The organism is Streptomyces sp. NRRL WC-3618 (assembly GCF_001280005.1).
Taxonomy (GTDB): domain Bacteria; phylum Actinomycetota; class Actinomycetes; order Streptomycetales; family Streptomycetaceae; genus Streptomyces.
In genome coordinates this window covers 26,591-41,497 of sequence record NZ_LGDW01000107.1, presented here as the reverse complement: position 1 = coordinate 41,497, position 14,907 = coordinate 26,591, and the positions used below count along the sequence as shown (strand labels likewise).

Below are 14,907 nucleotides of genomic sequence, written 5' to 3'. Positions count from 1 at the left end.
TTCCGCTCCCCCGAGCTCTCCCCGTGGCCGAGCCCGGCCGACGATCAAGGAAGGGTACTCCGGGAGCGGTCTGCGGTGCAGCAGGATGGACAGGGTCGTTTCTCAACTACCGTTTTCGACATGCCCGTTCTGGTCGGCGAGCGCGGCGGGAGTGAGCGGATTCATAGCCGTGACATCGCGCGGGGCGAGGGAGAAGCCCTGCCAGTGGATGGGCATGGGCTGCTGGTCCTCGTCCCGGGCTATGTGGTGGAAGCCCACGTTCACCCAGACCAACGGGTGGGTGAGCGTCTGGCCGTTGACCCATCCGTCGACGGACTTCTTGGCGCCGGCACCGCAGTTGCCCAGGTTGTCGCTGGCGAACTGCTCACACTTGTTGTACTCGGTGAAGTAGACGTCATGCCGGGTGTAACTGCGGCCGGGGTACTTGGTGGTGGCGCCGGGGACGATCTCGTACGACCGCGCGTGGCCGTCCTTGTTCTTGCCGGTGGCGCTGACCATGCGCCACCAGCGCATGCTCTTGGCGTCGCCCGCGAGTTCCTTCTTGATCTGCGTGCGGGTCGTCTTGTTGGTGGGTCCCTCCTCGCCGCTCCTGGGCGGGCTGACCACGGAGTCGTACTGCTCGACCTTGCCCTTGGAGGAGCCGTCGAGGCCGAAGTCGAGCCGCCAGAAGACGTTGTGGCTGTGGCTGGTGGCGTAGGCCTTGGCGCCCTTGCCGATGGGCCAGCCGCGGCCGTCGCCCGCGTCGTAGTCGCCGGGCGAGAGGCTGCCGGTGGCGCCGACGTTCATGTTGATGGTGCCGTCGTCCTGGAAGCGCCACTCGGTGATGTACTCGTACCAGCCGGTCTGGTTGACCGTGTAGACGAGCAGGTCCTTGCCCTGGGTCTGCCAGACTTTGTTCGCGGTGTCGCCCTGCATCCGGTAGGCGTGGCCGCGCGTACGGGTCGTGGTGCACAGGCCCTTGACGTTCGCGTGCTCCGGGTCCCATGCCTCGGGAACCTTGACGGTCTTGATGGTGCCGCCGGGGCACTCACCGGGCGCCATGTTCATCAGACCCTGGGCGAAGCCCGCCCCGGTCAGGTCCTGGTACTCGGCCTGCCCGTCGTCGTAGGGGACGTGGATCTGGGCGAGCCGCGCGGAGTTGAGCACCTTGATCGGCTGGGCCTCGCCCGGAGGCTGGTACGAGATCTTCTCCAGGACGAGCCCGGCCGCGCTCTCGTAGCGCCAGCACATCCGCCAGGTGGTGCCGGTGGAGAGCTTCTGCTCGATGCGGTAGGCCGCACTGCAGTCCGCGGCCGGCGCGGCCGCCGCCTTGGGCTGGGCGGTGGCCGGGCCCGCCGCCGTGGTGAGGCCGGCGGCCAGCGCGACCGCGGAGAGGCCTACGAGCACATACTTTTCGCGCATGACTTAAGAGACTCCCTAGAAGGAGAGAGTGGGGCGGGGAAGAGGTACGAGGTGCGAAGGTGAACCGAGGACGGTCGTCACCCCGGTCAGCCGAGCTTGGCCACCTTGCGGGCGCCCAGGTCGATGATCAGCGAGCGGGAGTCGATCCACGACCCGTTCTTCACCTTCGGAAAGAGCCGCACACAGCGGTGGTCGCCGCACGCGTCGAGCACGGCGGGCTGGGCGCCCGGAGTGGCCCGGTAGACCATGCTGGACACGAGCAGCTGGTCGGGCGAGGTGAGCTCCTTGCCGGTGGCGTCCTTGTAGTCGGCCCTCAGGCCCGCGCCCAGCGGGTCGGCAATCAGCAGCCTGGTCGCCTCGGCCGTCTCGGCGCGGCCCGGAGGCGGCTGCACACCGTGCTGGGTACCGGTCCGCTCGACCTTGCCGGTGTCGAGGTTGACGGTCCTGGTGACCAGCGTGTCGTTCTTGTAGTCGTAGTACGAGACGTCCGCGCGCCGGGGCGCGTTCGGGTCGTCCACCTCGGTGGCCTCGGGCTCGGCCAGGTCGACGCTGATCCGCTGCGGACCGGGCTGTCCCGTCACGTCCTCACCGGAGCCACGCAGCTGGCGGCTCAGGGCGAGGTTCTCGACGCGTGCCATCTCACCGTCGGTGAGCGGATCACGGCCCTTGCCCTTCGCACCCTCGGCGGGCACCTGTTCGACGACACCGGGCGGCACCGCGGCCTGCTGCCCGGACTGCCCCCCGCCGCCGCCCGTGCTCGCCGAGCCCGACGTGCTTCCCGAGGTGCCCGAGTTCCCCGTACCCCCCGTTTCGTCGGCCCCCGCCGATCCCGGCAGCGTCACCGCGACCATCAGCGCCGTACCGGCCACCGCTATGCCCGCCCCCGCCACCACCTTGCCCAGGTGGCGGCGCACGATTTTGCGCACGTTGTCCCCTTACTCCCCCTCACAGCCCAGGGAGTACGTGAAGAAGGAAAAGTTTTGGCGCACCCGGGTATGCGGGTACGCACAGGTCGACCGGTAAGAGGGGCGTAAGTCGTAGGTGGTTCCATCACTTTCGGGGAGACTCGGAGTGGAGTCGCCCCAGCGGCGGACCACAACTGAAAGAGTCGAGCGCATGCAGGTCTGGCCAGGAGAGGCATATCCACTCGGTGCCACGTACGACGGCGCCGGCACCAACTTCGCGGTCTTCTCGGAGGCCGCCGAACGGGTCGAGCTGTGTCTGCTCCACGACGACGGCTCGGAAACGGCGGTGGAACTGCGGGAGAGCGACGCGTTCGTCCGGCACGCGTATCTGCCCGGGGTGATGCCGGGACAGCGCTACGGCTTCCGGGCGCACGGCCCGTACGCACCCGAGCTCGGCCGGCGGACCAACTCGGCGAAGCTGCTCCTCGATCCGTACGCGAAGGCGATCAGCGGCGCGGTCACCTGGGGCGAGGAGGTGTACGGCTACCACTTCGGCGAGCCCGAGCGGCGCAACGACCTCGACTCGGCGCCGCACACCATGTCGTCCGTCGTGGTCAACCCGTACTTCGACTGGGGCGACGACCGGCGCCCGCGCACCGAGTACCACCACACGGTGATCTACGAGGCTCATGTGAAGGGCCTGACGATGCGCCACCCGGCGCTGCCCGAGGAGCTGCGCGGCACCTACGCTGCGCTCGCCCACCCCGCGATCATCGAACACCTGACCGCTCTCGGTGTCACGGCCCTCGAACTGATGCCGGTGCACCAGTTCGTCAACGACCACCGGCTGGTCGACATGGGCCTGACCAACTACTGGGGCTACAACACGATCGGCTTCTTCGCCCCGCACAACGCGTACGCCTCCTGGGGCGACCGGGGCCAGCAGGTCCTGGAGTTCAAGTCGGCGGTACGGGCGCTGCACGAGGCCGGTATCGAGGTCATCCTGGACGTGGTCTACAACCACACCGCGGAGGGCAACCACCTCGGCCCGACGCTGTCCTTCCGGGGCATCGACAACGCGCAGTACTACCGGCTCGCCGAGGACCAGCGCTACTACATGGACACCACGGGCACCGGGAACTCCCTGCTCATGCGGTCCCCGCACGTGCTCCAGCTGATCATGGACTCGCTGCGCTACTGGGTCACCGAGATGCACGTCGACGGTTTTCGCTTCGACCTCGCGGCCACGCTGGCCCGGCAGTTCCACGAGGTGGACCGGCTGTCGTCGTTCTTCGACCTGGTCCAGCAGGACCCGGTGGTGTCCCAGGTGAAGCTGATCGCCGAGCCGTGGGACGTGGGCGAGGGCGGCTACCAGGTGGGCAACTTCCCGCCGCTGTGGACCGAGTGGAACGGCATGTACCGCGACACCGTACGGGACATGTGGCGGGGCGAGCCGCGCACGCTCGCGGAGTTCGCGTCCCGGCTGACGGGGTCCTCGGACCTCTACCAGGACGACGGCCGCCGTCCGCTGGCCTCGATCAACTTCGTGACCTGCCATGACGGTTTCACCCTCAACGACCTGGTGTCGTACAACGAGAAACGCAACCTGGCCAACGGCGAGGACAACCGGGACGGGGAGAGCCACAACAGGTCCTGGAACTGCGGCGCCGAGGGCGAGACCGAGGACGCGGGCGTCCTCGCCCTCCGGGCGCGCCAGCGGCGGAACTTCATCGCGACGCTGATGCTGTCCCAGGGCGTGCCGATGCTCAGCCACGGTGACGAGTTCGCGCGCACCCAGGGCGGCAACAACAACGCGTACTGCCAGGACAACGAGATCTCCTGGGTGCCGTGGCCGGACTTCGCCGACGCCACCGACTCCGACGGCGAACCCGGATCGGCGGAGCTGCTGGAGTTCACGCGCGCGATGGTGTGGCTGCGCAAGGACCACCCGGTCTTCCGCAGGCGCCGCTTCTTCCACGGCCGCCCCGTGGAGGGCACCCACGACGAGCTGTCGGACATCGCCTGGTTCACCCCGGCGGGCGAGGAGATGGTCCAGCGCGACTGGGACTCGGCGCAGGCGGGCGCGATGAGCGTGTTCCTCAACGGCAACGCGATCTCCGAGCCCGGTGCGCGCGGTGAGCGCATCTCCGACGACTCGTTCCTGCTGATGTTCAACGCCTCGCCGAAGACGCTGGAGTTCGTGGTGCCGGTCAACCACGGCCGCCAGTGGGAGGTCGTGATCGACACCGCCCGCACGGAGGGCGTGCCGCCGGGCACGGGCGCGAAGGTGAAGGCGGGCGACCGCCTGACCCTGCTGGACCACAGCCTGACGGTGCTTCAGCGCCCGACCTAGGCGGCGGTGACGGCCGGGTGCGGGAGTCGATGACACGAAAGGCGGTGGGGCGGGTACGTAGGTTTCCATGACACCTGAGCGTCCTGACCCGGTCGTGCCCACGGCTACCTACCGGCTGCAACTCCAGCCCGCGTTCCCGTTCGGCGCGGCGGCCGCCGCCGTGCCCTATCTGGCCTCGCTCGGCGTCTCGCATCTGCATCTGTCGCCCTTCCTGGAGTCCGTGCCCGGGTCGACGCACGGTTACGACGTCGTGGACCACGCGCGCGTGCGCGGCGAACTCGGCGGCGAGGAGGGACTACGGGCACTGGCGCGCACCGCGCGGGAGCACGGGCTCGGGCTGGTCGCCGACATCGTGCCGAACCACATGGCGATGTCCCCGCGCCACAACCGCCCCCTGTGGGAGGTGCTCCGGGAGGGCCCCGGGTCTCCGTACGCGCGCTGGTTCGACATCGACTGGGACGCGCAGGGCGGCCGGCTGCTGCTGCCGGTGCTGGGGCAGCCGCTGGGCGCCGAGTGGGACCAGCTGAAGGTCGAGCGGTGGCAGGACGCGCACCTGGGGTACGACGGCCACGTCCTGAGCTACTACGACCATGTCCTGCCCCTGCGCGAGGGCACCGAGGAGCTGCCGCTGCCGCAGCTCCTCGACGCGCAGTGGTACCGCCCGGCGTGGTGGCGGCTGGCGCGCACCGAGCTCAACTACCGGCGCTTCTTCAGTATCTCGGAGCTGATCGGGGTGCGGGTCGAGGACCCCGAGGTGTTCGCGGCGACGCACGGAAAGGTGCTGGAGCTGCTCGACGAGGGGGTGCTGGACGGCCTGCGGGTCGACCATCCCGACGGTCTCGCGGACCCGGGCGGCTATCTGCGCCGGCTGCACGAGGCGAGCGGGGGCCGCTGGACGGTGGTCGAGAAGATCCTGGCGGACGGCGAGCACCTGCCGGCCGGCTGGCCGGTCGCGGGGACCACCGGGTACGACGCCCTGCGGCACGTGGACGGCCTGTTCACGGACCCGGCGGGGGCGGGTGAACTCCTCGGCCAGTACCGGCGGTTCGCGGCCCCTCAGGCCGACCGGGGCGGGCACTGGGAGGCGACGGTACGGCGGGCCGCGTACAAGGTGGTGACGCACGAGCTGGCCACCGAGGTGGACCGGCTGACCCGCGTGGCGAACCGTCTCTGCGCCGCCTCCCCCGACCCCGCGCTGCGCGACCGCGCCCCCTGGGCACTGCGTACCGCGCTGCGCGAGCTGCTGGTCCGCCTCGAGGTCTACCGCCCGTACACGCCCGGGGACGCGGCCGTGGTGGTCACCGAGGAGGCCGTCGCCGAGGCCCGGCAGGCGTTCGTCGTCGCGGAGGAGGGCGGGGCCGTGGACGTCGTACGGGATCTGCTGCTGGGCCGGGTCGCGGGCGGGGACGGGGCCGGACCCGAGCTTGCCGAGTTCCGGGACCGGTTCGCGCAGACGTCGTCGGCGGCGCGGGCCAAGTCCGTGGAGGACACGGCGTTCTACCGCTATGTGCCGCTGCTGTCGGCGACCGAGGTCGGCGGCAACCCGGGCAGCCCCGCGGTGTCCCCGGAGGACTTCCACGCCTATTGCGCGCGCGTGCAGCGCGACTGGCCGGCCACCGGGACGGTGCTGTCGACGCACGACACGAAGCGCAGCGCCGACGTACGCGCGGCGCTGGCCGTGCTCACCGAGTGCCCGCAGCGCTGGGCCGACGTCCTGGCGGAGGTCACGCGCACCGGTGAGGGCGTGCCCGACGCCCAGCTGGCGTGGGCGGCCTGGCAGACGGCCTTCGGCCTGGGCCCGGCGGACGGGGAGCGCCTCCAGGGCGCCCTGCTGAAGCACGTCCGGGAGGCGGGCCTGCACACCGCCTGGACGGAGCAGGAACCGGCGTACGAGGAGGCGGTGGCGGCGTTCGTGGCGGCGGGCCCGTGCGGGGCGCCCGGCGAGCGGGTGGCCGCGCTGCGCGGCGCCCTGGCGCCGTATGTCCGGGCGAACGTCCTGGGCGCGGCCCTGGTCCACCTGACGATGCCGGGCGTACCGGATCTCTACCAGGGCACGGAGAGCGAGTACCGGGCGCTGGTGGACCCGGACAACCGCCGTCCCGTCCGGTTCCCACCCGAGGCCCCCGGCGAGAAGGACGAGCTGACGGCGACCGCGTTGCGGCTGCGCGCGCGGCGCCCGGCGGTGTTCGGCGACACGGCTACGTACACGCCGCTCGTCGCGGAGGGCCCGGCGGCGGCGCACTGCCTGGCGTACGCGCGCTCGGGGGAGGTGGTCACGGCGGTCACCCGGCTGTCCCTGCGGCTGGCGGGCGCGGGCGGCTGGCACGACACGCGGTTGCCGCTGCCGCCGGGCCGGTGGGCCGATCTGCTGGCTCCGGAGCGGGAGTTCACCGGGCACGCGCGCGTGGCGGAGCTTTTCGCCCAGCTGCCGGTGGCGCTGCTGGAGCGGGCCGGCGAGGAGTGACGGCGGGGGCGCGCATGCGTCGCCGTACGCCTCTGTGGGTACCAGGCGCCGGGCTCACAGGGGTGCGCGTGCCCGGTGCCCGCGCGTGATGACCGGCTTGTGGTGGTGGGGGGCGCCGCCTCTTTCGCGCCCCCGCCGATGGCATGCATACCCGCCTTTGCGGGCGGTGCGCGGGCCGTCCCGAGGAGCTGATGTCCCTGCTGACGGTGCCCGTCGGCGGTGGAATGCTCCTTGGCGCCCCCTCGAACCGCCGCACCGCCTTCTTGACAGTTTCCAGACAGCATGGGGTACTGCGGATTGCGACGCAGGGTGGACCAGACGGGGGTGAGTCTCCTGCCGGAGCAGCGCTACCCCAGTGTGAACGAACTCGTCTCGTCCGCCCGGGCGCTGACGGCTCTTCGGCCCGGCCTGTGCGCCTTCAGACAGGTGGGCACCTCCCGCGCGGGACGGCCCCTGCATCTGCTGTCCGTGGGCCACGCGCAACGCGCCGTGCTCGTCGTCGCGGGCGCCCACGCCAACGAGCCCACAGGGGGCTCCACGCTCCTGGCCCTCGCGGAACGGGCCGTGCACGACCGCGAGTTGCGTTCGGGCACCTCCTGGCACTTCCTGCTGTGCGCGGACCCGGACGGGGCCAGCCTGCACGTCACACCGGCGCCGCGCAGCCTGCTCGACTACCACCACGGCTTCTACCGGCCCGCCGGCCCCGAGCAACCGGAGTGGTCGCCCTCCGTACTGCCGCCCGACCTGCTCCCGCCGGAGACCCGCACCCTGACCGATGTGATCGACGAGGTGCGGCCCTACCTCCAGGTCACCCTGCACGGCACCGACGTGGGCGGCAGCTGGGTGCAGCTGACGAAGGACGTCCCCGGGCTCGCCGAGCCGTTCGTCAAGTCGGCGGCGGAGCTGCACATACCGGTGGAGAGGGGCGCCTCGGACGCGGCGGGCTGGCCCGCGTCGGGACCGGGCGTGCACGTGATGCCGGCGCCGGGCTCGGACGCCGCGTACCCGAGCATGCCGGACGACGCCCGGCACAGCACCTGGTACCACGCCCACCGGTACGGCGGCCTGACCGCGGTCGTCGAGGTGCCGATGTGGGCGAGCGACCTGGTGGACGACCCGGCCCCGCATCCCGCGCCGGCGGCGGCGATACGGCGGCTGGCGGCCCGGCTGCTGCGGGACGGGCTGGAGGTGGAGCGGGTCCTCGGCGACGCGCTGCCCCGGCTGACGGGCCCTGAGGGGCCGCTGCTGCGGGCCGCCCGGTGGGCGCTGGAGCTGGTGCCGGGGCTGGCCGCCGACTGGACGCACACACCGCCCGCCGACACGACGATGGCGTACGTCGGCAGCGTGGACGCCTTCGGCCGCCGGCTGCCGCTGCGGGCCGCCGCGATGCTGCTGCGGGTCCTGCTGGAGACCGACGACCGTGCGGCGCCGCGCCTCGAACACCTGGTCGCGACGTGGAGCGACGCCTTCATGGACCGCTTCCGCGCCCGCTGGGTCCCCCTGGAGCACCAGGTCGAACACCAGGCCCGCACGGTGGTGGCCGCGGCGCGGCACGCGCGCGAGGGGGCCCCTCGGAGTGGCTAGGCGAAACCGTTCGCCTGGTCCAGGAGCCCCCGTGGGCACCTACAGCGCGAACACCGCCCCGGTCCGCGCCCCCAGTTCGCACGCGTTGGAGAAGGTCCTGTCGTACTCCCGCGGACGGCCGTTCCACTCACCCTGCGCGTGCACGGTGACGGGTGCGTAGAGCATCGGGCAGAGGATCTTTCTCGGCGGGATGCCGGCGATGTCGCCGTCAGCCCTGGCGAGTTCCGCGCAGGCCCGGGTCGCCTGCGCGTGCCCCTGGGGCGGGTCGCACAGCACCAGGGTGCTCCGGGTGTCCCCGGAACCCTGCTCGCCCCGGGTGACGGTGACGTAGAGCCAGTTGTCCCGGACGTCCTGGGAGACCGCCTGGGCGGGGGCGGATCCCGCGACGAGGAGGCCGACGGCCAGCAGGGCACCGCGTACCGCTCGCGCGGTCCTGAGGGTCCTGAGGGGGCGTACGGGCTTGGTCGGGTCGGCGGTGCCGATCGTGTGGGTCATTCCCTGTGCATCGGCACCGCGGTCCCCGCGCCCCAGTCCGACTCACCCGAACGGGAGCCCACACCTCACTCCGCGGCGAGCCGGAACGCCATGTGCCCGAAGCTGATCTGGTCACCGTCCCGGACGACGGCGGCGCCGATCACGCGGCGGCCGTTCACCGTCGTGCCGTTGGTCGAACCGAGGTCGCGCAGCACCCACAAGCTGCCCTGGTGCCGGAGTTCGGCGTGGACGCGCGAGACCGTCTCGTGGTTGAGCCGCAGGCCGTTCGCCGGGTCGCGCCCTATGCGCAGCGGGTGGCCGTTGCCGGGGTGGGGCAGCAGCAGCTTGGGGAGCCGCTCGGCCTGCCAGGCCCTGCGCAGCCGTACCGAGAAGCCGGAGACGGCTTCGACCGTCCCGAACACCAGGCGGGACATCCGGCTCTCGGTGGGCAGGTCAGCGGTGAGGACGGCCAGTTCGTCGGAGCGGCGGGCGACGAGCGCCAGTTCCATGCGCCGGATGAACGTGTCGTGCGAGAGCCGGCCCAGTGCGACCCCGTCCCGCAGCGCCTTCAGCGCCCGGTCGCGCTCCGCGTCGGAGAGGCGAGCGGGATACGTGTGGAACTCGAAGGACGACGTCACGTTCGTGATTGTCGGGCAGCGCGCGCGGGGTGTCCAGAAAACGCGGAAACGACGGCCGGTCCGTGCCGACCTGATGACACCTGAGGCAAACGTGAAGAAAAAACATGAAGATCCAAGCGTGGACCATCGGGGTTTGAAGCACCATGGGACGGGCTAACTCCCGGTGAGCACCGCCACGCAGACGAAGGGGATCCACCGTGCACTTCGAGGTGTGGGCTCCGCAGGCCAGTCGTGTGACGCTCCAGTGCGACGGCGCCACGCGCGCGTTGGGGCGCGATCCGGAGCGTGCGGGCTGGTGGTCCGGCGAGGCCGAGGCACGGGACGGGTCCCGTTACGGCTTCGCGGTGGACGACGGCCCCGTGCTGCCCGACCCGCGCTCGCGCCGCCAGCCGGACGGACCGGACGGGCTGAGTGCCGTCGTCGACCACGGGCGCCACACCTGGCGCACCGACTGGGCGGGCCGCGCGCTGCCGGGCGCGGTCCTGTACGAGCTGCACGTCGGCACGTACACGCCCGAGGGCACGCTGGACGCGGCGGCCGAGCGGCTCGGCCACCTCGTGGAACTGGGCGTCACCCACGTCGAGTTGATGCCGCTGTGCCCGTTCCCGGGGCGGCACGGCTGGGGGTACGAGGGGGTCTCCCTGTGGGCCGTGCACGAGCCGTACGGCGGCCCCGAGGCGCTCAAACGCTTTGTCGACCGGGCGCACGGACTCGGGCTCGGTGTGGTCCTGGACGTCGTGCACAACCACCTGGGGCCGTCCGGCAACTATCTGCCCGCCTTCGGCCCGTACTTCACGGACACGCATCAGACGCCGTGGGGCTCCGCCGTGAACCTGGACGCGCCCGGCTCGGACGAGGTGCGCGCCTATCTGCTCGGCAGCGCGCTGGCCTGGCTGCGCGACTACCGCGTCGACGGGCTGCGGCTGGACGCGGTGCACGCGCTGCGGGACACGCGCGCGCGCCACTTCCTGGAGGAGCTGTCGACGGCCGTGGACACCCTCGCCGCCGAGCTGGGCAGGCCGCTGTCCCTGATCGCCGAGTCCGACCTCAACGACCCGCGGCTCGTCACCCCGCGCGCGGGCGGCGGTCTCGGACTGCACGCGCAGTGGAGCGACGACTTCCACCACGCCCTGCACACGGCGGTGACCGGTGAGTCGCAGGGCTACTACGAGGACTTCGCACGGGCGCCCTTCGCGGCGCTCGCCAAGACGCTCACGGGCGGCTACTTCCACGACGGCACCTACTCGACCTTCCGGGGCCGCACGCACGGCCGCCCGCTCGACCGCACCGGGGTCGCCGCGCACCGGCTGCTCGGCTACACGCAGACCCACGACCAGGTCGGCAACCGCGCCCAGGGGGACCGCCTCTCGGCCACCCTCTCCCCCGGGCTGCTCGCCTGCGCCGCCGCGCTGATGCTCACCGGCCCGTTCACGCCGATGCTGTTCATGGGCGAGGAATGGGCGGCGGGCACGCCGTGGCAGTTCTTCACCGACCACACGGACACGGAGCTCGCGGAGGCCGTACGGCGGGGCCGGCGGCGGGAGTTCACGGCGCACGGCTGGGCCGAGGAGGAGGTGCCCGACCCCCAGGACCCGGCGACGCGCGACCGCTCCTGCCTCGACTGGTCGGAGCCCGGACGTGAGCCCCACGCGCGCGTGCTGTCCTGGTACCGGGACCTGATCGCCCTGCGCCACACCCAGCCCGACCTCACGGACCCGGACCTCTCGGACATCAAGGTCGCCTACGACGAGGAGGCCCGCTGGATCGGCTTCCGCCGGGGCGACGTACGGGTGGTGGCGAACCTCTCCGCGAAGTCGGCGGCGATCCCTCTGGGCCCACGCCGGGCCCGGGTGCTGGCCGCCTGGGAGCCGGTGGAACTGCCGGGTGCGGACGGGTTGTTGCACGTTCCCGGAGAGTCCTGCGTGGTGCTCGAGCAGGAGTGAGCCGGGAGGCGCGGGAGGGGCGGGCTACTCCTCCTCGCCGTCCTCCCGCAGCTCCGTCACCCGTTCCAGCAGGATCGCCTCCCACGCGCGCCGCAGTTGGACCCTGAGCAGCGGCAGCGGGCCGGCGTCGCGGCGGGCGAGGCTCTGGGCCAGCTGGACGACCGTGTCGCAGCGGGCGAGCCACAGACCGCGCAGACAGGGGCGGGCCGCGTAGCCGGCGAGGGTGGCGGCACGTACGGCCGCGGGTGAGCCGACCGCACGAGCGAGCCCCGCGATGTCCTCGGCCGGGTCGCCGACGACCGCGTCGGTCCAGTCGAGGACGCCGCGCACCCGCCCGTCGGCGCTCACCACGAGGTTGCCGCCCCTGAGGTCGTGGTGCACGAGGACCGCCGTACCGGCCTGCGCGGCCAGCTGTGCGGTGGCGGACGGGGTCAGCTGCTGGAGCAGCGCAGGGTCGAACTCGTCGGCCGGGGCGAGGCGTCCGGCCGACCTCGCGGCGGCCCGCCGCAACGCCTCCAGGGAGCGTGGCGCGACCCGCGGCACGCCGAGCGTCTCGGCCTGACGTACGGGCACCTCGCGCAGCCCGGTGAGAAGCGCGGCCAGGTCGGCCTCGCCGACGGCGGAGACGTCGTGCTCCTCGGCGGAGCCGCCGGGCAGCCTGGTGTCCAGCGTGTAGGCCAGTTGGTCGGCCCACTCGCCGTGCGCCACCGCGACGGGGACGGCGACGCCGATGTGCGGGCGGACGAGGTCGCGCAGGCGTGGTTCGCGGCGCAGTCGCGCGGACGTCTCGGGGTCGGGAGCCAGGCGCAGTACGTGCCGGGAGCCCACCCACCAGGTCGACCGCTCGCCGGCGGGCCGGATCTCGGGGCCGGGACCGGTCGCGCCGCCCGCGCCGACGGTGCCGTCCGCGAGCAGGGAACGGACCAGTCGGCGGACGGTGTCCGCGGTGGGTGTCGGTGGCTGGGTCATGGTCGCGCCGCTGTCGTCGGGGGGTGAGGGCAGAGGGTGTGGGACTCCTGGGGTGCGGTCAGTCCACTATGACCAGTTCGCGGGTCGTGTCGTTGAGGCGCCGGCCGCCCTCCTCGGTCACCGTGACGATGTCCTCGATACGTACGCCGAAGCGCCCGGGCAGGTAGACGCCGGGTTCCACGGAGAAGCACATGCCGGGGACGAGGGGCAGTTCCTCGCCCTCGATCATGTACGGCGGCTCGTGTGTGGTGACGCCGATGCCGTGGCCGGTGCGGTGGATGAAGTACTCGCCGTACCCGGCCTCGGTGATGACCGCGCGGGCCGCCCGGTCGACGTCCTGGCACGCGGCGCCGGGCCGCACGGCGCGGAAACCGGCTTCCTGGGCCTCGCGCACGACGTCGTGGACTCTGCGCTCCTCGGCGTCCGGTTCGCCGACGTGGACCGTGCGGGAGGTGTCGGAGCCGTAGCCGTGCAGGAGGCCGCCGAAGTCGAGGACGACCATGTCGCCCCGCTCGATGACGCGGTCGCCGGCCTCGTGGTGCGGATTGGCGCCGTTGGGGCCGGAGGCGACGATCGTGAAGTCGACCTGGGAGTGCCCGAACCGTCGCAGCAGATCGGCGAGATCGCCCGCGACGTCACTCTCCCGGCGTCCGCCGAAGGGAACCTTCCGGATCTCCTCGTACGTTGCGTCGGCAGCCGCTCCCGCGGCTGCCAGGTGTGCCAGTTCCGCCGCGTCCTTCACCGCGCGCAGCATCGGCAGTCCCTCGGTGAGGGAGACGTACGAGGCGCCGGGCAGCGCCTGCTGGAGTGCCAGCAGGTGCAGTGCCCACGCGTTGTCACTGACGCCGAAGCGGCCCGCTCCGTCGAGGAGGGACGCGGTGGCCGCGTAGGGGTCCTTGCCGTCGGTCCAGTCGCGCAGCGTCAGGGCGGGCGCGCCCGCCGCGTGTGCCGCGTCCGGGGCCTCCAGGGCGGGGACCACGAGGACCGGGTCCTGTCCAGCGGCCAGTACGAGCAGGGTGAGGCGCTCGGTGATCGCGGTGGGCGTGTATCCGGTGAGCCAGACGAGGTCGGGTCCGGGTGCCACCAGGAGCCCGGCGAGCCCCGCGTCCTCGGCCGCCCGGGCGGCGCGCCGCATCCGGGCCCGGTAGTCGTCGGCGGTGAAGGGCGCGGGCCTGTTGCCGGTCATCCGGGCCTCCGTGGAAGGGCGAGGGGCTACGGGCAGCATCCTGCCCGGATGCGCGGGGCGGCGCGAGCCGATTGACGTCCGCGCCCACCTTCTCACCTGCCTCCCACCTCTTCAGTTAACGGATGGAAGTTGAGCAACCATTAGATCTCATGCTTAGATCTGGCACTAGATCTAATGGCTGGACCTGCTCGAACCATTACGGGAATCACCGAAGGCCGAGGGAAGCTCATGCTCGTGCTCGCCCACATCAGCGATCTGCACCTCGACAGAACCGCACGGTCCAGGGCGCGCGCCGAACGGGTGCGCGACCGGCTGTGGGAGCTGCCGGGGCACGTGGACGCGCTACTGGTGACCGGGGACATCGCGGACCACGGCACGGAAGCCGAGTACGAGGAAGCCGCGCACATCTTTGGCCTGCGCACCGGCGACGCGCCCTTCCCGGTGCTCACCTGCCCGGGCGGCCACGACAGCCGCGGGCCGTACCGCAAGGCGCTGCTCGGGCTGCCCGCATCCGAGGAAGCGGTCAACAGCGCGCATGTCTTCGACGACGGCGCCGTCCTGATGTGCGACTCCAGCGTGCCGGGCAGCGTCCAGGGCGCCCTCGACGACGAGACGTACGACTGGATCGAGGGGACGCTCGACGAACTGGACGACACCGTCCCGGCGCTGCTCGCCTTCCACCATCCGCCGGTCGCCCCGCACCATCCCCTGCCGGACGCTTTTCAGCCGACCCACGCCGGTCGGCTGGCCGCCCTGATGGAACGCCGGCCCCGGATCGCCGGGATCGTCACCGGGCACGCCCACACACCTGCGGCCACGACCTTCGCCGGCCGCCCGCTGCTCGTCGGCCCGGCGGTGACCGGGACCCTCCGGCTGCCCTGGGAGGGCGAGGGGATCACGGAGCGGGACGCGCCGGTCGGCCTCGCCTTTCATGTGCTGGCCGACACCGGTCGGCTGACCAGCCACTTCCGGGTGGTCGTGTGACGGGCA

11 protein-coding genes are annotated in these 14,907 nt (G+C 72.2%); 5 read left to right on the top strand and 6 right to left on the bottom strand.

All coding sequences use genetic code 11. The features are described from left to right. Nucleotides 1-102: 102 nt before the first annotated feature. Complete coding sequence (locus tag ADL01_RS13220) at nt 103-1,401, bottom strand: copper amine oxidase (protein ID WP_053742152.1); 1,299 nt, start codon at nt 1,399-1,401, stop codon at nt 103-105. Between the two features lie 86 nt (nt 1,402-1,487). Further along, nucleotides 1,488-2,327 (bottom strand): hypothetical protein, encoded by an 840-nt coding sequence (locus ADL01_RS13215; protein ID WP_053742151.1) that lies wholly within the window; start codon nt 2,325-2,327, stop codon nt 1,488-1,490. Between the two features lie 190 nt (nt 2,328-2,517). On the opposite strand from ADL01_RS13215, the gene glgX reads away from it, so the two are divergent. The 3 genes from glgX to ADL01_RS13200 all read left to right on the top strand — a co-directional run bounded on the left by glgX (nt 2,518) and on the right by ADL01_RS13200 (nt 8,707). Beyond that, nucleotides 2,518-4,659, top strand: coding sequence for a glycogen debranching protein GlgX (glgX, locus tag ADL01_RS13210; protein ID WP_053742150.1), 2,142 nt, complete (start codon nt 2,518-2,520; stop codon nt 4,657-4,659). Between the two features lie 67 nt (nt 4,660-4,726). Beyond that, nucleotides 4,727-7,123 (top strand): malto-oligosyltrehalose synthase, encoded by a 2,397-nt coding sequence (treY, locus tag ADL01_RS13205; RefSeq protein ID WP_053742149.1) that lies wholly within the window; start codon nt 4,727-4,729, stop codon nt 7,121-7,123. A 324-nt stretch (nt 7,124-7,447) separates the two neighbouring features. Beyond that, the gene (locus tag ADL01_RS13200; protein ID WP_053742185.1) at nt 7,448-8,707 is read left to right on the top strand and encodes a M14 family zinc carboxypeptidase; all 1,260 of its coding nucleotides are present in this window, start codon (nt 7,448-7,450) and stop codon (nt 8,705-8,707) included. A 39-nt stretch (nt 8,708-8,746) separates the two neighbouring features. On the opposite strand, the gene ADL01_RS13195 is transcribed toward ADL01_RS13200, so the two are convergent. Further along, the gene (locus tag ADL01_RS13195) at nt 8,747-9,202 is read right to left on the bottom strand and encodes an SSI family serine proteinase inhibitor (RefSeq protein ID WP_053742148.1); all 456 of its coding nucleotides are present in this window, start codon (nt 9,200-9,202) and stop codon (nt 8,747-8,749) included. A gap of 65 nt (nt 9,203-9,267) precedes the next feature. Next, a complete protein-coding gene (locus ADL01_RS13190; RefSeq protein WP_053742147.1) occupies nt 9,268-9,819 on the bottom strand; it encodes a DUF1707 and FHA domain-containing protein in 552 nt (183 codons plus the stop codon). Between the two features lie 197 nt (nt 9,820-10,016). On the opposite strand from ADL01_RS13190, the gene treZ reads away from it, so the two are divergent. Further along, the gene (gene treZ, locus ADL01_RS13185) at nt 10,017-11,762 is read left to right on the top strand and encodes a malto-oligosyltrehalose trehalohydrolase (RefSeq protein WP_053742146.1); all 1,746 of its coding nucleotides are present in this window, start codon (nt 10,017-10,019) and stop codon (nt 11,760-11,762) included. A 24-nt stretch (nt 11,763-11,786) separates the two neighbouring features. On the opposite strand, the gene ADL01_RS13180 is transcribed toward treZ, so the two are convergent. After that, nucleotides 11,787-12,731 (bottom strand): aminoglycoside phosphotransferase family protein, encoded by a 945-nt coding sequence (locus tag ADL01_RS13180; RefSeq protein ID WP_053742145.1) that lies wholly within the window; start codon nt 12,729-12,731, stop codon nt 11,787-11,789. A gap of 58 nt (nt 12,732-12,789) precedes the next feature. Continuing rightward, the gene (locus ADL01_RS13175) at nt 12,790-13,917 is read right to left on the bottom strand and encodes an aminopeptidase P family protein (RefSeq protein ID WP_053742144.1); all 1,128 of its coding nucleotides are present in this window, start codon (nt 13,915-13,917) and stop codon (nt 12,790-12,792) included. Nucleotides 13,918-14,145: 228 nt separating this feature from the next. Between ADL01_RS13175 and ADL01_RS13170 the strand changes: the two genes are divergently transcribed. Continuing rightward, complete coding sequence (locus ADL01_RS13170; protein ID WP_078960495.1) at nt 14,146-14,901, top strand: metallophosphoesterase; 756 nt, start codon at nt 14,146-14,148, stop codon at nt 14,899-14,901. Nucleotides 14,902-14,907: the final 6 nt, after the last annotated feature.